The sequence below is a fragment of the Providencia alcalifaciens DSM 30120 genome, assembly GCF_000173415.1.
In the GTDB taxonomy this organism is placed as follows: Bacteria; Pseudomonadota; Gammaproteobacteria; order Enterobacterales; family Enterobacteriaceae; genus Providencia; species Providencia alcalifaciens.
In genome coordinates this window covers 14065-38110 of record NZ_ABXW01000062.1, presented here as the reverse complement: position 1 = coordinate 38110, position 24046 = coordinate 14065, and the positions used below count along the sequence as shown (strand labels likewise).

Genomic DNA, 24046 nt, shown 5'->3' with positions numbered 1-24046 from the left:
TGTGCGAATGTCGACATGGCAGCACGATGCATTTTGTGCCTACCATTAGGAAGAAAAGCTGCCTTTAAGTTTATATCGGTGACCAGGGAATAATAGCTTGGTACTGGTCACGATATGACTTTGTGACCATGTTCGGCGGGTAATTTGCAAGCATGATGCACCCACGTGAACCTGCAAAAGCCGTGCACTTCGGTCATCGGCTTCTACCGCCTCAACGATGTGCTCGCCTTGAGTCAATGGCGCAACACGAGATAAATAATCATGAGGCGTGATGGTCATAAAATCTTGTTCAAGGTAATCAGGGGCAGCCAAAGCATTCACAAAACGGTCTTCGATTTGTACCGGAATATCGTTTTCCAAATGAACCATCACAGAATGATAGACGGGGGTTTCTGGGGGAATATTTAATTCTTTTGCCAGCGTTACGGAGGCAAGAACTTGCTCTAATTTAGTAATTTTACAACTGTATTGATGATTCCTTGCGAGGATTTCATTCTCAATACTATGAATTTCGAACAAAGCAGATTGCCCTTTCGGCTCGGCAACAAACGTGCCAACACCTTGAAGACGCACCAATAAGCCCTCTGCAGTTAATTCCCGCAGGGCTCGATTCGCCGTCATGCGGCTACAATCAAACTGTACGACTAACTCCGCTTCCGACGGTACACGGTCGTTCGCTTGCCATTCCCCTGCTTGTATTTTTTCAATAATTGACTGCTTAACTTGCAAATACAATGGAACAGGAGTTTTCAGCTTCGGTTTTTTTTCGGCTGTCACGTTTATTTCCAAATAAGTAATGAGTGTGAGTAGTCAACATTGAAAATTAATCAAACAATCGCTGCCTATCGTGGCGATAACAAACCGAGGCAGCAATCAGAACTTTATGAATAAATATGATTATAACCTGAAAAACGAAAACACTTTTTCTATTTTAAATTAATTGAACAGTTAATTTTGATGGGTCACTTTTCCTTGGTAAACACGCTGATGTAATGGATTACTCCCTTGCTCATAAATCATTTCAACCGGATCGTGTGCATTCCATACCACAAAGTTTGCCTGATAACCGGCGCTTAGCAGCCCTATAGCATCCTCGCGACCTAATGCTTTTGCGGCGTGGCGCGTCACGCCTGCCCAAATCTCTTCCGGTGTTAATCTAAACAAGACCGCAGCCATATTCATCACCATACGCAGTGAGGCAAACGGGCTAGTGCCCGGATTAAAGTCAGTGGAAATGGCGATAGGGACTTGGTGTTCACGTAATAAGTCAATGGGGGGTAACTTGGTTTCACGCAAGAAATAGAAAGCGCCAGGTAGTAGCACAGCGACCGTACCACTGCGTTTCAGAGCCTGTATACCGTTAAGATCTAGGTATTCAATATGGTCAACGGACAAACCTTTAAACTGTGCGACAAGTTCACTTCCCCCTAAATTAGAGAGTTGCTCAACGTGCCCTTTCACTGGAATTCCCAATTTTTGAGCAGCCAAAAATAGTTTTTCACTTTGCTTAAGAGAAAAGCCAACACTTTCACAGAATACGTCTACGGCATCAAATAAGCCTTTCTTCCATAATTGCGGCATGATTTCGTTGCATATAAGGTCAATATACTCGTCGGCTCTGCCCTTATATTCAGGCGGAACGGTATGAGCAGAAAGTAACGTTGAGCTAACCTCTATCGGATAAGCTGCAAATAATCGCTTTGCAACTAACAATTGCTTTTCTTCGCTTGCCAGATCGAGTCCATAACCCGACTTCATCTCAACTGTCGTGACACCTTCATGGATCAGCGCTTCAAGGCGCGGTTTAGACACATCAAATAATGCCTCTTCGCTCATTGCCCGTGTCGAGCGTACCGTCGAATTGATCCCACCACCCTGCGCACTAATTGTTTCATAGGAAACACCATTCATCCGCTGTTCCCATTCTGCCGCACGGTTACCACCAAAAACTAAATGAGTGTGGCAATCAATTAACCCAGGCGTGATTAAACGACCTTTAACATCAATAATATCGCAGCCATTAGCTTCCACGTGGTCGCTAGGATGGATCGCGATAATTTGTTCACCACGAATGATCAAATCGTGATTTTCCAGTAAGCCGTATGCCGTGCCCAATTCGGTATTCATTGTCGCAATCCGACCGTTACGCCAGATCACATCATTCGCATGTGCTTTAAATAACATAAATCATCCTATGGCAACAGAAACCCAATTAGGCTTCACATATGAAAGGTAGGGATACAAAAGTATATATATGTATATACAATTAGACTACTTATCTATCTATTGTCAATGGATAGACGTGCAAAAGTTATAAATTTGTTACGTAGCGCTAAAAATATTCTATGATAACCGTTCATGCAAAAAATGGGTTACACTACTGGCAGTTTTACCCATCTCAAAAGAATGATTTATTAACCATGAATAAAAAGAAATTTGCCTTAGAAGACGGCGACATTAATCTATTTAAAGAAGCGATTCGGGGTGCCAAAAAAATTCACCAAGACCAAATAGTGCATGCCCCTATTCGTGAAAAAGTCACTCAGCCATCCCGTAAAAAAATTCACCAAGAACAAGTAGATGCTTCATTTTATTTTTCTGATGAATTTCAACCACAGCTAGATAATGACGGTCCGACTCGCTTCTTACGGCCGGACTCCAACCCCTATGAATTAAAAAAATTACGTCGTGGGGACTATGTACCAGAGCTATTTCTTGACCTTCACGGGCTCACCCAAATGGAAGCAAAACAAGAAATTGGTGCATTGATAGCAGCATGTAAACGGGAAAATGTGCATTGTGCTTGTATCATGCATGGGCATGGTAAGCATATTTTGAAACAGCAAACACCCTTATGGCTAGCCCAACATCCTGATATTGTTGCCTTTCACCAAGCCCCTAAAGAGTGGGGAGGTAATGCCTCACTGTTATTATTAATTGAAACAACGGAGAGTGCTCGCCGTTAAGCACTCATTTACGGACTGTTTCATCACCATGATGCTCAAACTTAGGATTGGATCAATGAGATCTGCGATGGACTGAGCATCCATTCTAAATGACATTTCATCTGCTCAGTATTCACCTCAACGCACGCAATAGTCGAGGTTGTAAACATAGGCGGTGCTTCTTGAGGGCACAATTCCGACACCAAATAACCCACGAGTGGAAGATGAGAAACGACTAAAACCGCTTTGGCGCCACTAAATGCATAATCCCGAATTTGCGCAGCAACCCACTCTGCATTTCCGCTAGGTGTTAAACCATCCATAACCTGTACTTGCGAGGGTAAAGACAGTTCATCGCGCATCACTTGCCACGTTTGCTCTGCCCGTAAATATGGGCTCACTAATACCGTATCAATTAACGGATGACGCGCTTGCAACCACTTCGCCATGAGTATGGAATCATCTTTCCCTTTCTGGGTTAATGGTCTTGCCGAGTCACTCGCTGCCTGTATCACAGCATCACCATGACGCATAATATAAACTTGCATAATCCACCATCTGTGCCGCTATTCCACATGAGAATATGGGTCTTTTCATTTAGATAATTATAGTTAAAGATAACCATCAGTTGGGGTGAGAAGAGATTCTGCAACAAACCCGTTGCAAATAAAATGATTTACATTGTTTTTTACTGACATTTTTCGTTATTCAGCCATAAAAAAACCTGATAACCACAGCATTTAACTGCGGCATCAGGTTGATTAAAAAGCAATTATAATTTAATTAGTGCTGCTATTCTCTTCCGATGATGATGCATTTTTTTCATGATCATCCGCGGGATAAAACTGACGATTAGACTGTGCCATATCCACCAGTAATTTACACGGCGTAAATTTATCACCGTGTTTTTCGGTCAGCTGTTGCAGTATTTCGACGACTTTGCCGACCCCAAGGCTATCCATATAACGGAAAGGCCCACCAAAAAATGGCGGGAAGCCAATACCGAATACTGCGCCAATATCCCCATCACGGGCACTACAAATAATGTTTTCTTCTAAACAACGAGCGGCTTCATTCAGCATCAGCATGACACAGCGCTGGGCAATGTCTGTTTGGCTTGTCGTCGTTGAGGGATGAATGCTAATCAGTGAATAAATACCGTGGTCAACTTGGCGTTTTGTGGATTTTTTCCAGAAAGTAAGCTTGCCCCCAGTTTGCCCATAAACATAAAACCCACGTCCATTTTTCTTGCCTTTACGATCGTCATTAATCACTTTATCAAGCACATCTGGCGCTTTAAAACGATGACCAAACCGCTCAACCAAAATAGGGAGAATTTTAGTTCCCACATCAATACCCACTTCATCTAACAGATGGAAAGGTCCCACTGGGAAACCAAATTTCACTAATGCTTTATCGATGTGGTCGATGGCATTTCCTTCAACAAGGCACTGTGCAGCTTCACATAAATACGGCGCTAAAATTCGGTTTACATAGAAGCCAGCATCATCTCCGACCACTATCGCGGTTTTGCCTTGGCGCTTAGCAAACGCAATAGTTGTCGCTACTGTGGCTGCATCGGTTTGCTGATGCGGGATCACTTCCACCAGCGGCATTTTATCAACTGGGCTAAAATAGTGCAGTCCAATCACCTTCTCGGGGTGTGGGCTACCTTCTGCAATGCGATGAATAGGCAACGACGATGTATTCGATGCAAATATCGCTTTCCCTTCCGACATTTTTGCTGTTTCTTGCACCATTTTACGTTTCAGCGCCAGATCCTCAAAAACCGCCTCCACCACGATATCTGCAGTTTCTAACCCTTGATAAGTGAGCGTACCAGAGATTCTCGCCATAATGGCATCTCGCTCCCGCACAGGTAAGCGCCTTTTACTGACACGCTGGGAGAGCAAATCCCAGCTGTAACGCAACGCTTGAGAAATGCCTTTGTCTGAAATGTCTTTAATACGCACGGGGTATTTACCAAATACAGCGCTCACATAAGCAATCCCGCCCCCCATTAAGCCGCCACCCAATACGCCAACTTGCTTAATCGTTTTAGGTTTAGCTTCTGCACCTGTTTCATTTTTAAGTGCTGTAGAGGCAAAAAATAGGCTACGTAAAGCGGCTGATTCTGGTGTCATTGCCAGTTCACCAAAAGCTTTGGCTTCTTCGGCAAAACCGACTTTTAATCCATGGTTCATCCCCGCTTTAACAACCTGAATAATTTTCTCTGGTGCAGGATAATGCCCTTGGGTTTTCTTGACCGTTTTTTCTTTCGCGCTAGCAAATACTTTATTGCGCAGTAATTTACTACTGAGTAAACGCTGCTGCCAAGGTAGAGGCTTACGTTTCACACCGCCTTTTTGCGCTAGTTCCACAGCGGTATCCAATAAAATCGACAAAGGAACCACATCATCCACTAACCGCATTTTTAATGCCTGTTTGCCTTTCAGTTGGCGCCCTGTCAGCATAATATCCAGCGCATTAGGGATACCAATTAAGCGAGGTAAACGCTGTGTTCCTCCCGACCCAGGAAGTAGACCCAGCTGTACTTCAGGGAGACCCAATTTGGTTTTATCATCATCAGAGCAAACACGCGCATGGCAAGCCAGCGCTAGCTCCAAGCCGCCACCAAGGCATGCTCCATGAATAGCAGCGATAATTGGCAGCGGATAATTTTCAATTTTGTCGAACAGTGTATGCCCTTGTTTCGACAATTCACTCGCCTGCTCTTTGCTAGTACAATTGGCAATCATGCTGATGTCTGCACCGGCGATAAAATTGTCTTTTTTTCCTGACGTAATCACCAAGCCTTTCAGACCTGAAGTGGATTGAGCTTGCTGTAAAATAGCATGAAATTGCTGTGCAAATTCAGCTTTCAAGGTATTCACTTTTTCATTAGGAACATCAATATAAATCACACCAACATTGCCATTAACTATCTTTAATGTGAATGCTGGCTCCGTGACTACCGTCGAATGTTGCGTCATTATTCTGCCTCCAAAATCATTGCCACTCCGAGCCCACCTGCCGCACAGGCTGTTGTTAACCCAAAACCGCCGCCACGTCTACGTAGCTCGTTCAATGTTTGAGTGACCATTCTTGCCCCTGTCGCAGCAAACGGATGCCCATACGCAATCGAACCACCTAATACATTAAACTTGTCCATATCAATTTCCCCTATCGCTTTCGATAGACCGAGTTTTTCTTGGGCAAATTGTTGACTCGCAAACATTTGAATATTAGAGAGCGTTTGAGCAGCAAAAGCTTCATGCATATCAATCAAGGTAAGATCTTGCAAAGTCAGTCCCGCCTTTTTTAACGCAATCGGCGTCGCATAAGACGGTCCCAATAACATATCTTCCCAGACATCAATCGCCGAGAATGCGTAGCTTTTAATATAACCTAATGGAGTGTAGCCCAATGCTTTCGCACGAGATTCAGTCATCATCAACACGGCTGCCGCACCATCCGTAAGTGGTGTACTGTTCGCAGCAGTAACACTACCGTGTTTTCTGTCAAAGGCGGGTCTGAGCTTCGCGTAAGACGTCAGAACCGAATTTTCACGCACGTTATTATCGCGAGAGAAAGCTTGCTTATAAGGCGGCATATACGCCGTCATCACTTCATCATCCAGTACGCCACTTTTCCATGCTTTCGCCGCCAATAGATGAGAGCGATGTGCTAATTCATCTTGTTGCTCACGGCTAATATGGTAGCTTTTTGCCATCTGTTCCGCCGTATCCCCCATGCGCAACCCCGTTGAGTATTCCGCTACACCCGGCGCGACCGGCGCTAAATCTTTCAAGCGCAATTTGCTAATCAGCGATAATTTTTGCCCGAATGACTTCGCTTTACTTAATGCTAATAATGTTGCAGCGAGCTTCTTCGAGACACCAATGGGTAAAACAGAAGAGGAGTCTGCTCCCCCCGCAATACCCACAGAGATATCACCCACCATCATACTTTGTGCCACATTCACGATAGCTTGGAAGCTGGTAGCGCAGGCGCGAGATACACTGTAGGCATCTGTCGAAACACTCATTCCTGTGCCCAAGACAATTTCTCTCGCAATATTGGGCGCTTCAGGCATTTGAACAACTTGACCAAACACCAGTTGTTCAATAATCGATGGATCGATATCACTACGATGAAGTAGTTCTGCAACGACAGTTTTGCCTAAATCCACAGCGGGAATATTGAGATAAGCCGTAGATTGCTTAGCAAAAGGCAAACGTAATCCGCTAACAATGGCAATTCTTTCTTTTACTGAATGCCGATTATCGCCATGGTGAGAGAGTTGATTCATGGTCGCTCCTGCTAAAAGGAAAATAAAGTAGAGTTGTTGTGATTAAAATAAGAGGTCTGACCTGTGTAAATAGTTAACATATTCGTCACATTTATCAATCAGTGTCGATAAAAAATGCGAGCTCACACACAAGTTACAATCAATTGACCATAATGGTAGGAAATTTGGTGGGTTTTTAGTAAGAAAAAACCCATTCACTTCTAAAAATGACGCATACGCGAAATAATAGAGTCAATGGGCTATGAGAAGGAATTCAAACGTTTGATTAACGTAAGCCTAATTGGAAAATCAAGCTTTCTGCTTCACAGCTAAATGTAAAGTTCGCGGATAACTCCACACCACCTGCAACAGGGTTGATTGAGTGAGTAATTTCGCACGGTTCTGACTCTACTGATTTCGCTTTTTCAGTGAGTGTTTTCAACATCGCTTCAGCGTCTTGCTGAGTGGCGAAAACTTGCTGATACGATGCGGTGCAATCCTTATTTTCCAGTACAGTACCGACATCTACACAGCAGCATGCAGCCGTTTCATCCGCGCTACAACGTTTAATCGCATCAGTCATTTTATTCTCCCAATGAACAAACTGTTAAGTAAGTATCATAACGCTGAAAAAGTGCCAAACACTAGTGATATCAAATTTAATTGCTAATAATCCAACATAAGTTTGATCTAGTTCCTTATATGAGCATTTCTTACTCGTTAAGCTCATTTAAATGTTGCCATTTTGTTAATTGCATCGCATTTTCGAAAATAAAAATCGCACAAAAACAAAACAACCTTGCAACATACCCAGTGGTCAGACCTATACTCAGTGAACTGGTCTGATTTGTCATTGAGGCAAGCGACCCTACAATTCAGCGCTTCTTGCGATAGAAGTCGCTTATTTAAATAAAACTACTAGAGGGTTTTGGTCATGAACCAGAAAAACCTATTTGCTCGATCAGCTTTAGCAATCGCAGTGGCTGTTATCTCCTCCAATGCAAGCGCAGCTGGTTTTTTGCTGAATGAATATTCAACCTCAGCCTTAGGACGTGCATTTTCAGGCGCAGGAGCCGTCGGCGACAACGCAAGTGAAGGCAGCCGTAACCCAGCTGCAATGATGTTATTTGATCGACCAACCATGTCAATTGGTGCGGTTTATATTGACCCAACCGTAGATATCAAAGGGCGTGATGACGATAAGTATACTGCCAATAACATCGCCCCTAATGCCGTAGTACCTAACGCTCACTTTATCTTTCCAATCAATGATAAATGGGCAGTTGGTACTTCCATGACCACTAACTTTGGCCTCGCGACTGACTTCCATAAAGATTATGCAGCAGGCTTAGTTGGCGGTAAAACAGATTTAAAAACCGTTAACTTAAATTTAAGCGGCGCCTATCGTATCAACGACAACTTCAGTTTTGGTTTAGGTGCGAATGCCGTTTATGCCGATGCTGAAATTACACGTCACATGGGCGAGAAAGCTAAAGGTCTTGGTGGTTTGGGAATTACACCAAGCACAGATGCCGCTAAATTAAAAGGTGATGATTGGGGTTACGGTTGGAACGCGGGGCTTCTGTATGAAATCAACCAAGATAACCGTTTAAGTTTTACCTACCGTTCAAAAGTGAAAGTGAAATTTGAAGATGGTAAATATTCTAACGGGATCCCAAACCTTCCATTACCACCAATTCAAGAGCTTAACCCTACGGGGGGTAAGACTGTTAAGGGAACTTTAGATTTAAACCTACCTGATGTTTGGGAATTCTCCGGTTACCATAAAGTCGATCCGAAATGGGCACTGCACTACAGTGTTTCTTATACAGGTTGGAGTACTTTCAAAGACTTAACTGCCTATAGAAAAAGTGATGGCAAAGAGCTATTCCATAAACCAGAAAACTTTGATGATGCATGGCGCTTAGCATTAGGTACCACCTACTTCTACGATGATAACTGGACATTCCGTACCGGTATTGCTTACGATGAAAGCCCAGTGCCATCTAAATACCGTTCAATTTCTATTCCTGACCAAGACCGTTACTGGCTCACCGCAGGTACCACTTATGCATTTAACAAAGATACCTCTGTGGACTTAGGTATTGCTTATATGTACGGTAAAAAGGTCAATATTAATGAAAGATTGATCGAAAAAGATCCTACTTCCGAAGTTCGTTTCAAATCTGAAGGCTCTGCATGGTTATACGGCGTTAACTTTAACTATACCTTCTAATCAGTTTTCTCCTATCAGGGGAGCTCGCTCCCCTGATATCCCCCTCTTCTATTTCTTCCTCTGATCCACTTTCTTTTTCTGCCCTTCGCAGAAAAATCATCCTCAAACCAAATTTTTCTTGACTTTTTTTTGTACAGATTTATATATTAATTATAGCCCGATGTTATTTTATTGTTAAAAACATTCCTGCGGCTTATTCATGTACTGGTTCCAGTCATATTTATTCACCCATTCATTTTTAAATGCGATGCTGACCTTCATTTTTTTGACATGAAGAAACAGTACAATTGCTCACTAAGCGATCGTTTGAGGAAAACCATGAAGAAAACGTAGGAGGAAGTTATGGGAACATTATTTACTATCAGCTTTGTTAGCGTGTTAGTCGTCAGTGCCGTGATTGACACAGTCATCCAACGAGGAAAACAGGACAATGACTAGCAGTATCTTTATCACTCTCTGATGTCTAAAAAACATAGAGAGTGATAAACCCCATCCAATCAGTTAATCAATCGAATCCAATTCCCCTTCAATCACCGCCGCATTTGGGTTTTCAGCTGGCTGCAAGGTACCGCCTTTCGATAAGAAATCATTACGCTGGAAATATGCTTCACGGAACATCAAGTAAGGGTCGGAAGAACTTTTCAGTAGTCCATCAGAATCGAGCAATCTTGCACGAGTTTCAATACCTTCTAATGCCCATTTACCTGCCGACATCCAGAACGTTAAATAACTCAGCATTGGATAGAGATCGTCAGCAAGGTCACCGCCCTGTTCACGCAATGTCGCACTACCATAACCCGGTAAGACAACATAAGGACCATAACCGACATCATAGTAGCCTAATGTATTACCAAAACGTTTAGGTTCCTCTTTCACCAATTGAGGATTTGCCATACCGGCAACATCGATTAAACCACCGATACCAAATACGGAGTTTAAGAAGAAGCGGTTAAAGTGTTTGAACCCTTGCTCCACTTCCCCACGCAAAAAACTGTTTAGCATGCTAGCGGGTTCTTCTAGATTGCCAAGAAAGTTACTGAGTCCGTTTCGGGCAGGCATTGGCACATAATCATTCCAAGCAACCGCTACAGGTCTTAAGACATAGGGGTCTAAGACATTATAGTTAAAGTTAAACATTGCTCGGTTAAAGCCTTCTAACGGGTCTGAACGCTGCTGCGTTTCTGGGTCAACGCTAGCGCACCCAACCATTAAAACTCCCGCGAGAAGAACGCTACTCATGCGAAACTTCATCATTCTCTCCATCCTTTAGTCCACCTTGCCATGGTGTTTTTATCGTTATTGCTAATCGCCTTATCATAGAAGCAAATAGAAAAACGTGTTAAACGTTTTGAGTGGTTTAATTACCTTATTCGCATAATTATAACCTATTTAATTATCAACTTATCATAAGAAGTATAACTTGATCGCTTTGAAAACAACGATTACAACGGTATATGGCATTAATTAGCGAATTAACATAGAGATAGACTTATCTGAAATTATTTTTTCATTACGACGGAAATGATTAAAAACCCAACAAAGAAATATCGAAGAAAGATAAAAATAGAGAAATTGGTTGTAACAGCTTGATTCGATGGGAGGTGGACAGTAAAATGCCAAACGCTCACCCGCGCCATCTCAATGTCCCCTTAGTTAAATGGATATAACGAGCCCCTCCTAAGGGCTAGTTGCAGGTTCGATTCCTGCAGGGGACACCAGTTTTTATTCAAGATAAGTCAACCTAGTTCTTAATTGCCTAATCCAACTTAATTCTCCCTATATCAAGCTTATAATAGTAGTAAGGGTGTAATTACGGTTATCTCGCTTTCCGTACACATGGTGTTACTATCTTTGCCCTTGTTGTTTACATTCGTCAGCAAGGAGCCTGCCGCGTTGGTGACAAATTGATCACCCACTGACGCACCACCGGTGCTAAAGCCACCACTTTGACTATCCACCTGATAATCGGCTTTATTTTTGATATCCCCAAAACCCAGTGTGCCCGTATCCAATGTATTTTTATTCGCGTCTGCTGTGCTGCTAATCACGGCACCATCAAGTTGCGTATGCTTGCCCACCGTGATATCAAAACCGCCTTTGCCTGCATTAATGCCCGTTTGTTTATCCACCGATTGATAATCACTGTGCATTTCGATTTTGCTGGCATTGAGACGCAGTGAACCACCCGCTTGGCTAATACTGCCACCAAAAGTAGATAGAATCGCGAGAGTTGATAACCAAAAGCGAAGTGGTCAAAACCAGACAGTATGCAGTGGGTTACTTGCCGAACCGAGGAAAACCCAATCCCCGCCCACAACTGACTATCAGCGGTAAGTGGCTGAAGGACCTGGGGTTTGAGGTGGGCAGTCACTTCACCCTCACTCGCCAAACCGGACAGTTGATCATCCAACTGGCTGAGAGCGAGTAAGATTGTTAACGAAGATCCCTGTATGAGATGGGATCTTTTTATTAAAAATAAATTAATAAATGATTTTGTACATTACCAGTATTAAAAAATTCATACACGACTTGAATAATAAATGAAAAGTCAGTTATTATTTGGTTTCTAGGCCAGTAGTCACCTAATATACAAATTGCTTCTTTAGTACTTTTTTCATCATAATATGTTCTAACTTCATAATCATCATTGATTATCTCACCTAGCATTACTAAATAATTACCTAGCTCAGCCCTTACTTGTAACATTTGTGAGCCGATATCATTATCATGAATATCTAGTGTTAAGGTTCCATATCCACTTTTTAATAATGTAAGTTTTTTTTCAATATCATCCCATATAGGATTTTCACTGTTTCCTCCAGTACCGTTTAACGTCCAGCTCAATGAAAATAACATTATTTTTTCTCCTTCAATGATTTCATGCCAGGATTCCAATACAATGTTTTTCCAGTGCTTTCCTCATAAACGGTTAGAGATTTCAATCCTGCCTTATCTGCCATTGCTGCAATATCTCCACGACAGTATCCACATACAGCTTCTTTTGTAACTTTCATATTCATATCTCGACCAACTGTAATACCATCTTCGAACGCTTGCTGAATAGTGCCAACTTCAGCATGAGCAGAAGCCATATTTCCATTTGGTAAATATTTGCTAGGATTTTTTTCTACTTTCGCTTCTATTCTATCATTAATTAAAGTTGGTCGACTTTTATCACCTAAAAAATAATCAGGCCTATTTCCTTGGTTAGTGTCTTTAAATATTTTTCCAGTTTCTTTATCTATTAATTCCGCTTCTACCTTAGGAATGGATGTATGAGTTTTTTTATCTAAAATCTTACTACTTTCCTGAACTATTGTAGTTTCAGGTGAAACAATGCTACCTGTCGGTTTTTCAACCACTTTATTACCTGCAATACCACCAAATACAGCTAAAGAGCCAAGGCCAATATTAATTCCACCTTCCGTATAATTACCCTCAATAACTTGACCGACCCCTGTTCCTGTTTGGTAAGAGCCTCCCGCAATGAGCGTGTTTCGGATAATTGAGCCAGGCACACCAGGTAATGCAACCAGCGCATCAGCACCAACCGCAGCTTGTCCCGATTGAACGCCATACATTTTTAAGTAACTAAGTGCCTCGTTATACGCTTTCGCATCTGCATAAGCGGCAACGAATGCGCCACCATTAACCAAATTCTGAATAGCTGCCTTCGCCTCCGTTTCACTAAATCCATACACCGTTTGCAGCTCATAGCCGTACTGATTGAGTTGATTTGCTAAGTCTTGTTGTTGGCTTTCATTTAATTGGTCATTGCGATATTGCTCAAGTAACACATTACTCGCACGATCTTCATTGGTGAGGTAGACGATATTTTGAGAGGCTTGTAGGAGATTTTTACCTTCCTTTTGATCATCAAGGGCTTTCATCAACTTTTCATTTTTTGTCGCTGATAAAAAGTTATTCTCAACCGTGGTCTTCCCTGCCTCGGCAGCATTTACCGCACTCGAAGTATCTCCCCCCACTAACCCACCGGCTATCCCTGCGGCTAAAGTTGCAAACGCACTCACCGTCGCTTTTTCATCTTCCGATAGCTGGCTTACATCTTTACCGTACAGCTCTGTTGACAGCATACCCACGGCTTCCGCTGTCATAGCGCCCAGCGATTGCGCTCCTGAATTTTCACCTTTTGCCAGTGCCAATGCAACGTTGGCTATGCCATGTGCCGCTATCCGTCCTGCTTTATTCTCTTCCCCGATATGTTGCGCTATTGTATTCGCAATATACGGCGCACTCGCATTGGCAACCGCTTTACTCACATCCCCATTGGCTAGCCCTTGAACCAATGCGGTTCCTGCTTCGACAATCCGACGATTGTCACCGCCGACACCCCAACCGGATTGATTGATTTCAGCTTGAATCGCCTCTTCACGTGCTTTGCCCGTCAATGTTGGGTGATTTGCATTTACCTCTTTCGTGGCGTTAATGGTCGCATTCGTCACCGCGATATCGGTAATCTGCTTACCTAATTCGCCCACTAACTGCGTTTTCTCAATCCGTTTTTGCTCTTGCTCTTTATCAAAAATAGTATTGAGTTTCTCATGGGCATTGTCCGTATCACGGCTTAAGTTGTTGATATCTTGGTTCTGATTAGCCTTATCGCGAATAATAATTTCACCTTCCGATACCGCTGAGTGCGTGGTGTTGCTGTCTTTGCCCTTGTTATTCACATTCGTCAGCAAGGAGCCTGCCGCGTTGGTGACAAATTGGTCACCCACTGACGCACCACCGGTGCTAAAGCCACCACTTTGACTATCCACCTGATAATCGGCTTTGTTTTTGATATCCCAAAAACCCAGTATGTCCGTATCCAATGTGTTTTTATTCGCGTCTGCTGTGCTGCTAATCACGGCACCATCAAGTTGCGTATGCTTGCCCACCGTGATATCAAAACCGCCTTTGCCTGCATTAATGCCCGTTTGTTTATCCACCGATTGATAATCACTGTGCATTTCGGTTTTATTAGCACTCACCGAAGCGCTGGTATTCAACCCGCTACCAATACTGCCAGACACACTGCCACTCTGTTGCTTTGAGTCGTACTTATCAGTAACTTGTTGGCTCGATAAAGTTAAATCCCCGCCCACATTGGCTTTAACGGTTTCCCCACTCGCGTGTGCACCTATCAGCGTGGTGTCTTTGCCGCTGTTGAGGGTCAATTGTTTGCCCGCGGTCACTTTCGTATCAGTGTAAAACTGGCTGTCACCCTTTTCAAAGCCGCTGCCTTTATTCACACTCGCATTGACATTCCAACCGCCTGTACTGATACCCGCACCGATTGAGCCACCTTTACTTTCATTTTTGCCATCCACCGTTTGCGTATTCGTCGCACTGGTCAGGTTGATATCATTTTTGGCGGTTAACGTGACATTTTTATCTGCATCCAACTGACTGCATTGTACTGTCAGGTTTCCTTGGCTACCGTCTTTTTTACCTGTCGCTGTAAGATTGATATTGTCCCCAGCACTTAAACTGCTACCTGATGCGGTATGTTGCTCTGTTTTCGTGGTGGATTTTGAAGAACTACTGCCATAAGACACATTGACGCCAAAGGCATCTGCCGTACTACCGCCTTCTTTCAGACCAGCCAACTCACCCGCTTGCTGAGCCTGAACACCTTGCAGACCAGCCTTCATCCCTTTAAGGACAGCTAATTGGCTGTCATCTTCTTGTTTAGCCGATTTTGCGGTCTGTGCCATACCATCTAACATGCTGCCCGCTGCACCACCGAGAGAAACTGTCAACCCACTGGATTTGCTTTCCACTGTGGTGATATCGGTACGGCTATTTTCAGCCGCAGTAATAGTCACATCACTACCCGTCATATCGATGTCTTTCGCCGCAATCACATCACTACCATGAATGTTTGCTGAACCACCCGCGGTCAATGTAACATCACCAGCCGTACTACCAATCACACTGCCTTTTTTCTGGTTGCTGTCGCTCTCGGTAGTGACTTTCTGTGAGTGTGTTCCAACAGTGAAACCTAAACCACCTGTCCCCATCAAGCCTGACTTAGTGGTTTTGTTCATATGAGTTGCGTATAAGGTCTCGTCGGATGTGCTGACCGTCAGTTGATTGCCCGCATCGATGCTAACACCGTTCGTCCCGAGTACATTACTCCCTTGAACATTCACGTCGCGTCCAGCGTTAATATTAACGCGATCCCCGCTGAGTATGCTGCTGATGGCTATACGCTCATGACCTTCATCATGAGTTTCAGTTGTTGTGCTGGATAAAAAGCCTTTCTCCGTGTTCTTGGTGTGTTTAGCGTAGTCACTACTTTCAATACCCGAGGTAACATTGATGTCACGACCCACATTTATCGCCAGCTCACCATCGCTGGTGACATTCGCTGCACGAGCTGATAAGTCTTGACCTGCCGATAAGGTTAAGTCCCCTTGAGTTTGGATTTGTATGCCAACTTCAGTACTGTTAGCGCCACGATAGTAATTGCTTGAATTATGCGTGTAATCAAATGCCGAGCTAACATCGCGAGTTTCTAAGCTAATATCACGTCCCGCGATAATCGTTGTTTTACCTTCTACACCTAAATTACCCACATCCGTGGCAATGAAGCTGATATCGTGCACCGCTTTTAAGGTAAGCTGACCGTTATCACCCGTGACATAAATACTGGCAGGACGGTCGAGCCATTGTGATTGACCATCGCCACGCTGCGCAGTTTCACTGAGAATATCGCGCCCCACTGATAGCGAAACGTTGTCTAATCCACGAATTTCCCCGCCAATATTTTTAACGTCTTTTAGGGCATCTAGTTGGACATCTTTACCCTGAATGCGCCCACTGTTTTCGATATTTTCAGCGTGTAAATCGGTCAGTTCGCGGCTACTTATTTCACCACTGTTGAGGAATTTACCAGTCATGTTGGCAGAAATATTACGACCTGCTAACAATGCGCCATTACCGTTTAAGTCCCCTTGACGGGCTCGAACATACACCTGTGGAACACTGACCATTTCAATGCGACCATCTGGGAGTGTGACTTCTTTATTCACCATCCACACAATGTCAGTGGTTAAGTTCGCCATTTTTTCGGGTGATAATGCAATGCCTGGAGTCAGGTTAAATTGATGACCAAACGCAACGCCATTGGTCAGCAGTGCGCGGTATTGTTCTTCATCATTCTTATCGTTGCCTAATAAGCGCTGCCCTGTGGTTTCAATGAGTTGATTACGGACTAAACGTTGCTCATAGTAGCCATCCCCTAAGCGCTTATGCAGTTGCTCATGGGTAACGATATCGATACTTGATAACCATTTTTTGTAATTAGTGAAGCGAGGGTCTGTTTCAATTAAAAATTGGCTGTCACTGCTCGGTGTTAAGTTAAATAGGCTGTTATCGGGTAATTGGGTGTTTGGTCCAACGGTTCTTATCACGGTATCGAGGTTGTCTTTTCCTTGAGGTTCAGCCTCCACAGTAATTTTTTTCCCTTGACCTGCATCGACTTGCCCTTGAATATCAGCCTCTTTACCGATATTGGTATCATCAACGTGTAATGATGAGTCAACCGATTTGTCGTCTTGAACATCCACTTTCGCTGAAATTGAAGGTAATTGTGTCACTTCCATTTGCTGACCGGGCTTCAGGTCTAATGGCGTGTTTTTACCCTCTTTTAACGCTTGCTCAGTGACGTTTACACCTTGATTCTCTTGACTATTTGCATCAGAAACACTTTCTGCTTGCCCATCAAGTTGGTTCACTTTCACTGAATCGAGCTGCGTTTTATTAATCCCACCCGCATTCTCGGTCACTTCTAATAAATGTAATGCTAGATCTTCCTCGCTATTGACCCCTTGGTATTTTGACGTGCTAGTATACGTTTCCCATGTACCTCCGCCTTTATAACGATAAATCGTATTTCCATTTTCAACAATACGAAGAACACCTTGTGCTTCTGCGTTGTTGAGATCATAGCCTGTTAAGATCAGATTTTTCCCCGCAACAACGCGTGAATTTTCATTGTTCAGTTGCTGCCCATCAATCGTCAAATGCTGACCGCTGGTGATCAACGCTGCATCTCGTTTGATGACTTGTGTTTCGTAAATGATACGATCGTAAACATATTCATAAAAATCTTTAGTCCAATCACCATGTACAAACATTCGCCAACGGTTTGATTCTTCATAGTGAATACCCACATTTCTATTCAACGTACCATCATCATTAATGGCATAGCGCGTTTGGTTGCCACTACGAGGTTGAATTTTATAGCGTCGCCCATTTCCGAAATCATACCAATCAAAGTGCTCACGACTCACTTCCATGGCATCATCTGTCAGTTGCAAATGGATATCTTTATTTTCAAGCAGCGCAGTTTTTAACGTTAAATTACCCACGGCTTCAATATTGGCGCTGTAGTTTTTCACGCTTTTGGCATGACCGGTGACCTGTAGTTGATCATCTAGGGTATTTCCAATAACTAAATCCCCATCGCTGTATATCAGCGCATGGTCACGGTTTAGCAGATTTTCTACGGCAAGATTGACATGTTTACGCCCCGCAATAACCGCGGCTTTATCATTTTGTTTGTCATTTGCTAAATCGTTCCCATGGATAGCAAGGAAATCTCCATAAATACGACCTGTTCCCCGATTATCCAGAGAATTAGCCACAAGATGAGTTAAACTGCCGTCAATCAGTCCAGTGTTTGATATTTGACCACTCGCTTGAATACGCGTGCTCTGCCCACTGATTTCACCGGGAACTTGATTAATTATTGTGGATGTTGTTAAAACCAATTCTCCTAGGCTGGAGATTAACCCTCTATTGGTCACACCTTGGGCAAAATTGGCCGTTAAATATTCCCCTGCTTGAAGGCGTCCTACGTTTTCAAATGTTTGTTTTAGATTGAGAGTCAGCGTTTTTTGGGCAATTAACTTACCGTTTCCAGTTAATTGATTAGCAGATATGTTGGCTGAGCCATTACTTACAATGGTACCTTGCTGATTTGATATTGCTAAAACTTTACCATTAGTGCCATCAGTGACAGTGATCTGGTTTTCTGACGAGATCATACCTTGTTCATTATTGAGTTTTTGAGCGATGGTTGTTTCAACTGTTTGGCTTGCTCGTACAATCCCAGTTTGATTATTCAAATAGGTCGTGTGAAGTGCGATATTTTGGCCTTCAATTCCTTTTGCTGTTTGAGACGTATTTTGGTTATCAATGGAAAGTGCTGTGATATCCACAGTTTCGTTAGCTTTGATCCAACCTTGTTGATTTTGTAGTTGTTGTACAACGGTCAGCGCAATATTTTTCAATCCCTGAACCGTACCATTGGTGTTATCTAAATTTTGCCCACTAATCACGAGTTCTGATTCAGATTGAATTTTTCCTTGCTGATTTTCAATATGTTGGGCGATTGTCAGGTTTGTTTTACCTTGAGATTGTAGGGTACCTTCGCGGTTATTTAAGGATGATCCCGTAACCTCTGCTGAGGCTTGGCTTAGTAATATTCCTTTCTGGTTATCAATAGTTTCAGCATGAACATTCACACCTTGTTTACCTTGAACAGTGCCTTGCAGGTTATTTAAATTCCTAGCGGATAACGTCAACTGTGCTTGGCTAACAAGGACACCTTCTTGATTTAGTACAGAATTTTTTTGTGTATCAATACTTAATGAGCTGCCGGAATAAACAGAACCCTTTTGGTTATCAAGTAATTGAGAATTTAATATTTGGGCGCCAGCACTTTGGATCTGCCCTTGTTGATTATCGAGCTTGCCAGTGGTTAGTGTTAGTGTTCCCCCACTTAATATACCGTCGCTTTGTTGGGTATTATTATTGTTTAGTAACTGTCCGTTAGTATTGATGGCGATCTGCTGACTTGCTTGCATTCTTCCTTGTTGGTTATCAATTTCACCTGAGTTAGCTTGTAATGTCTCACTCGCCAGGACTTCGCCTTGGAAATTATCTATCTTATTTTGCTGAGTATTCAAGGTGATTTGATTTGCTTGAATATGACCATGGCGATTAATTAACTCGCCAACGGTCATCGCCAGATTTTGGCTCGCAAAGATACCGTGTTCCGCTTTATTGGCGAGATTGGTCAGGCGTTGCCCCTGTGTATCGAGATTAACAGACTGACCTTTAATTGTGCCTTGGCTGTTATCGAGTTGCTGAGTTTGCATTTTGTTAGCAGACTGGCTACCAATTAAACCTTGCTGATTATTGAGCTCTTGGTTATTCAATGCGAGTGTGTTTTTCGCCACCAATCGACCTTGCTCATTATTGAGCCCCCCTGTGGTTAGGGTTAGCCCGCCTTGCGAATAAATACCTTTATTGTCACCACTTTGCGTATTATTGAGTTGCTGCCCATGGGTATCAATCAGCATGTCACTACCGGATTGAATTGTCCCTTTCTGATTTTCCAGCTTGCCACTATTCAATGTCAGTTGTTGTTTCGCCAACAAAGAACCTTGGGTGTTATCAAGTAGCTGGTTATTGGTGTTGATATCAATGGTATTGGCTTGGATATAACCCAACTGGTTTTTCAGTGCTTGATTGCTCATCTGCAAAAGCTGTTCTGCGGCAATTAACCCTGCTTGGTTATTGATACCTTTAGCCACATCCAGTTTTGCATCGCCATGGCGAGCAACCAGTTTTCCTTGCTGGTTTTGGATATCACTGGCCGTTATGTTCAGCCCATACTCACCAATGAGTGCGCCGCTTTGATTTAATAATTCATGGATTAAATCAACCTTAAGATGACTCTTTTTGGCGGTGATAATTTGTCCATCGCGATTGTCGAGACGGTTAGCGGTTAATGAGAGGTCACCATTGCTGCCGATTTCACCCACTTGGTTATTGAGCGCTCCTTGTACGGTGATTTTCCCAGCTTTATCGCCAGTTTGTAATAGCTTGCCCCCTTGGTGCTCGAGGCTATTCGCCGTGATTACGATGTTGTCCGCTTGAGTGACAGCCTGATTGAGCGAAAGTGTTCTACCTTCAATATTCAAGGTGTTAGCCGCCAGTATTTCCCCGTCATCACTCTCAAGTAATTGGCTATTAAAGGTGACATCGCCCATGCTGGCAATCACTTTACCTGTGCGGTTAATCAGTGATTGGGTTTCAACAAATACACCTTGGCGGGCAGTCAATGTCCCGCCTGTGTTATCCAGCGTTTGTTGAATGAGTAAATCAAGCTTACCCATTCTTGCGCTGAATATTTTACCTTGCTGATTATCAAGGGCATGCGTTTTGATCAGCCAAGAGCCGTTACCACTAATATCACCTGCATTATTGTTAATCTGTTGGGATACCTCAATAGTACCTTGGCGTTCACTCAGTTGAGTCATTGTGCCATTTTGATGCGTTAAGCGGTTCGCAGTGAGTTGGATGTGCTGTGCTTGCGTATTGGCGGCTGTCAGATCAATGTCTTTACCACTCAGTGATAAGTCCCCTTGAGCGATGATCTCCCCGCGCTGCCCTTGTAAGTCTTCAGTAGCTAGCCGTATATCCCCTTGTTTGCTAATTACTTTACCGTCAATATTGGTGAACGACTGCGTGTTAAGGGTAAAGTCCTGCTGCGCAAACAAGGTGCCTTGGGTGTTATCGACATGCTGCTTGGCATTTAGGATTAACGCCCCGACTTTAGCTGCGACCATAACGCCTTGTTGGTTGGAGAGTTTATCCACATTGACACGCAACGTGCCTTGACTGCTGATATTTCCTGACTGGTTATCAAGGGTATGGGCGAGCTTGATTTGCCCTTTTTCACTGCCCGTTTGCAGCATTTTTCCACGTTGATGGGACAGGTTTTGCCCTTCAATTTGGATATTATCAGCCTGCGTCACCGCGTCATTAAGATTAAGTTCCTCTCCCGTTAAGGCTAATTTGCCTTTCGAGAGAATTTCCCCTTTTTCACCATCCAATTGTTTAAGCGCCAATTGGTTATCACCAAAGCTGGCAAGTATTTTACCGGATTGGTTAATTAAGCGCTCCGCTGCCAACTGAATACCTTGGTTACCTAATAATGTCCCTTGTGTATTATTCAGCACCTGTTGGATAGTCAACGTCAAGTGACCCAATTTGGCCGCAATAATCTTGCCGTCTTGGTTGTTTAGCCCATTTGCCACAATATCAATTTGGCCATTACTGGAAATTTCACCTTTCTGGTTATCAAATTGGTTTTGAATATGTAGCTCAGTTTTACCTTCGCCAGTTTGCAACAAGGTGGCACCCTGATGACTAAAATTGTTGGCAAAAATAGAAACTTGGTTTGCTTGTGTGAAACCTTGGTTTAAGTTGATATCGGCGCTTTCTATGCGCAATGCCGTCTGCGCAAAAATAGTCCCTTTTTCCCCCGCTAGATGATTCGCCGTTAATAAAGAAGCCCCGGATAAACTGCTGATTTTACCTTGCTGGTTAATCAGTTTATCCACGTTTATCATCAGAGTTTTATCGGTTTGAACAACCCCACGCGTATTATTCAATTCACCAGTAGACATCAGGTCTAAACGATGGTTCTTGCTGGTGAGTAATTTGCCATCTGTATTATCAACCGTCCCTGCTTGTACGTTCAAATCACCTTTGGATGCGACACTGCCTTGGGTGTTATCCAATCCATTAACCACATTCAGCGTCATCGCTTTGTCGCCCGTCTGCAACATATTGCCTTGACGGAGAGATAATGAATTGGCTTGTAAGGTGATTTGTTCTGCTTGTGTGGTACCTTGATCAAGATTGACTGATTTTGCGGTTAGTCCCAATGTACCACGGGTCAGAATTTCCCCTTTCTGCCCATCTAGCGTATCTGCTTTGAGTATCAGCCCTTGCTTACCAGGCGCCAGTATCGTGCCTTGACGATTATCTAGATTTTGGCTTTGGATATCGACTTTACCCTCACGGATGAATAGCTGCCCCGACTGGTTATTCAACTGCTGTGTCGTAATTGATGTATCACCAGCAAGGTTGATTTCCCCTTGTTGATTATTGAATGCCTTGGTATTCAAGGTGTTTTTTGAATTTTCTATTTGAACCAGTTTTCCGTGCTGATTATCAATAAACTCAGGCGCTGACAGAGTCAGTTGATTGGCAACAATCTCCCCTTTTTGGTTATCAATGCCACGCTTAGCAATCAATGTTGCGTTGTTTGTTGCCCGTAAATGCGCCTCTTGAGTGCGAATATCCGCAGTACTCGCTGCCAACTTCATATTCTTGGCTTGGATATTTGAATGGGATAGGTCTAAGTCGCTGCCTGTTGCCATTAATTCGTCTTTAGCAAGAATATCCCCTTGTAATACAACCGTTTTATCGCCTTTAACCGCCAATGAACCTGTGTTAGTGAGTTTTCCTTTACTGTCAACGCCAGCGGCTAATAAGGCTGTACGGTCACTGTTGATCTTCTCTGCACGCAGCACGGCATCACGTCCTGCAACAATTTGGCCTTTATCCGCATTGATTATCGTCTGTTTTGCGTTGAGCAGAATATCGTTTTGCGCCAGTACAGTTCCTGTGTTGTTTATACTTTGCTGGCTATCAAGGGCAATATGTTGGCTGGCCGTTATCACCCCAGCATTCCCAATTTTTCCCTCAGCCGAGAGCGTAATATCACCAGCCTCTGCACCAATATGCCCCGCATTACGCACGCCCACACCGTTTTCTGTGCCACGCATTTTGATGGTATTGGCGTACATTCCCCCTAATACCGCAACATCTAAAGCAAATTCAGACTTATCATCGGTCGACGTACTATCTATCTTGAGAATGGTTTTTCCATCCGCTGCAACGGTATTTTTCCCAGTGGTAATGGCTAAGTCTTTCGCATGCAATTTGGCATTAATATTGACTGAACGGGCAATCAGTGCGGTGTAGTTGGTACCATTGCCGTTATATCCTTGCCCAACAATATTGATGCTGCCTTTATCAACTTCAAATCCCTTGATTTTACCGTTTTCAATTAAGGTTTTTCCCGCCGATAGCAATGCTTTATCGGCATTGATAAACCCGCAACCATTACAGGTAATTCCTGCTGGGTTAGCGATGATCACATCCGCCTTTTTCCCAGCCACTTCAATAAAGCCATTGAGCTGACTTGGATCGCGGCTATTCACCTCATTCAGGATAATTTTGGCTTCACCTTTAGCAAGCCAATAATTACCTTGGATCATCCCACCAAGCTGTGTGTTCGTGTTGGTCCTGCTGTTGTTAAGGATAGCCCCATTCTTATCAACATCGAACTGGCTGTATTGGTTGCGAGAAACCCCCTCCCGATTGGGGGCTTGGATATTGACTTGCGGTAAACCATTTTGCGTGTTGACTACGGTGGGCTGCTGGTTACCCAGCGCGTTACCGTCCGCCACAATGGTGGATGATGACGCACTAAAGCTGACCATGCCTAATGTTAACCAAAGCGATGTCACAATCAGCTTGACTGACCAATGTACTCGACTTTTTGCCACATTCTCGACTCGATTCTCGCCAGAACCCGCAGGACTCGCACGATGGCTGCGCGTAATATCTGAAACCACCATCAGCATTTGGCGAGCCGCATTAAATATTAGGCGATAAAATAGCTTATTCATCCTG

Annotated in this window: 12 protein-coding genes, 1 tRNA gene and 1 pseudogene; 4 read left to right on the top strand and 10 right to left on the bottom strand. The window is 43.5% G+C overall.

What is annotated here, in order from left to right; translation table 11 throughout:
* Positions 1 to 45: 45 nt before the first annotated feature.
* Together hutC and hutI are read right to left on the bottom strand one after the other, a co-directional pair.
* The gene (gene hutC, locus PROVALCAL_RS15325; RefSeq protein WP_006660233.1) at positions 46 to 777 is read right to left on the bottom strand and encodes a histidine utilization repressor; all 732 of its coding nucleotides are present in this window, start codon (positions 775 to 777) and stop codon (positions 46 to 48) included.
* A 171-nt stretch (positions 778 to 948) separates the two neighbouring features.
* A complete protein-coding gene (hutI, locus tag PROVALCAL_RS15320) occupies positions 949 to 2184 on the bottom strand; it encodes an imidazolonepropionase (protein WP_006660232.1) in 1236 nt (411 codons plus the stop codon).
* 236 nt (positions 2185 to 2420) lie between these two features.
* Between hutI and smrB the strand changes: the two genes are divergently transcribed.
* A complete protein-coding gene (smrB, locus tag PROVALCAL_RS15315; RefSeq protein ID WP_039862233.1) occupies positions 2421 to 2966 on the top strand; it encodes an endonuclease SmrB in 546 nt (181 codons plus the stop codon).
* A 41-nt stretch (positions 2967 to 3007) separates the two neighbouring features.
* On the opposite strand, the gene sixA is transcribed toward smrB, so the two are convergent.
* The 4 genes from sixA to PROVALCAL_RS15295 all read right to left on the bottom strand — a co-directional run bounded on the left by sixA (position 3008) and on the right by PROVALCAL_RS15295 (position 7819).
* Positions 3008 to 3493: a phosphohistidine phosphatase SixA gene (gene sixA, locus PROVALCAL_RS15310; RefSeq protein WP_006660230.1), complete on the bottom strand. Its 486-nt coding sequence runs from the start codon at positions 3491 to 3493 to the stop codon at positions 3008 to 3010.
* A 231-nt stretch (positions 3494 to 3724) separates the two neighbouring features.
* Complete coding sequence (gene fadJ, locus PROVALCAL_RS15305) at positions 3725 to 5938, bottom strand: fatty acid oxidation complex subunit alpha FadJ (RefSeq protein WP_006660229.1); 2214 nt, start codon at positions 5936 to 5938, stop codon at positions 3725 to 3727.
* Positions 5938 to 7257 carry an acetyl-CoA C-acyltransferase FadI gene (gene fadI, locus PROVALCAL_RS15300; RefSeq protein WP_006660228.1) on the bottom strand — a complete coding sequence of 440 codons (1320 nt, stop codon included), beginning with the start codon at positions 7255 to 7257 and terminating at the stop codon, positions 5938 to 5940. Before fadI ends, fadJ begins: the two co-directional genes overlap by 1 nt.
* A 265-nt stretch (positions 7258 to 7522) precedes the next feature.
* Positions 7523 to 7819 (bottom strand): YfcZ/YiiS family protein, encoded by a 297-nt coding sequence (locus tag PROVALCAL_RS15295; protein ID WP_006660227.1) that lies wholly within the window; start codon positions 7817 to 7819, stop codon positions 7523 to 7525.
* Between the two features lie 351 nt (positions 7820 to 8170).
* Between PROVALCAL_RS15295 and fadL the strand changes: the two genes are divergently transcribed.
* Positions 8171 to 9472 (top strand): long-chain fatty acid transporter FadL, encoded by a 1302-nt coding sequence (gene fadL, locus PROVALCAL_RS15290; RefSeq protein WP_006660225.1) that lies wholly within the window; start codon positions 8171 to 8173, stop codon positions 9470 to 9472.
* 501 nt (positions 9473 to 9973) lie between these two features.
* Here the strand turns inward: fadL and mlaA are convergent.
* Positions 9974 to 10723 carry a phospholipid-binding lipoprotein MlaA gene (gene mlaA / locus PROVALCAL_RS15285; RefSeq protein ID WP_006661330.1) on the bottom strand — a complete coding sequence of 250 codons (750 nt, stop codon included), beginning with the start codon at positions 10721 to 10723 and terminating at the stop codon, positions 9974 to 9976.
* Positions 10724 to 11115: 392 nt separating this feature from the next.
* On the opposite strand from mlaA, the gene PROVALCAL_RS15280 reads away from it, so the two are divergent.
* Positions 11116 to 11190: transfer RNA gene (locus PROVALCAL_RS15280), tRNA-Arg, on the top strand.
* A 93-nt stretch (positions 11191 to 11283) separates the two neighbouring features.
* Here PROVALCAL_RS15280 and PROVALCAL_RS15275 read toward each other — a convergent pair.
* A pseudogene (locus tag PROVALCAL_RS15275) lies at positions 11284 to 11679 on the bottom strand (hemolysin); the annotation flags it as partial.
* Between the two features lie 41 nt (positions 11680 to 11720).
* Here PROVALCAL_RS15275 and PROVALCAL_RS19370 point away from each other — a divergent pair.
* Positions 11721 to 11900, top strand: a complete 180-nt coding sequence (locus tag PROVALCAL_RS19370) for a SymE family type I addiction module toxin (protein ID WP_226890353.1) — start codon at positions 11721 to 11723, stop codon at positions 11898 to 11900.
* 41 nt (positions 11901 to 11941) lie between these two features.
* Here the strand turns inward: PROVALCAL_RS19370 and PROVALCAL_RS15270 are convergent, their stop codons facing one another.
* Both PROVALCAL_RS15270 and PROVALCAL_RS15265 read right to left on the bottom strand, forming a co-directional pair.
* Entirely contained in the window at positions 11942 to 12328 is a 387-nt protein-coding gene (locus tag PROVALCAL_RS15270; protein ID WP_006660220.1) for a DUF6911 family protein, read from the bottom strand.
* Positions 12328 to 24042 (bottom strand): two-partner secretion domain-containing protein, encoded by an 11715-nt coding sequence (locus tag PROVALCAL_RS15265; protein WP_006660219.1) that lies wholly within the window; start codon positions 24040 to 24042, stop codon positions 12328 to 12330. Before PROVALCAL_RS15265 ends, PROVALCAL_RS15270 begins: the two co-directional genes overlap by 1 nt.
* Between the last annotated feature and the right edge of the window lie 4 nt (positions 24043 to 24046).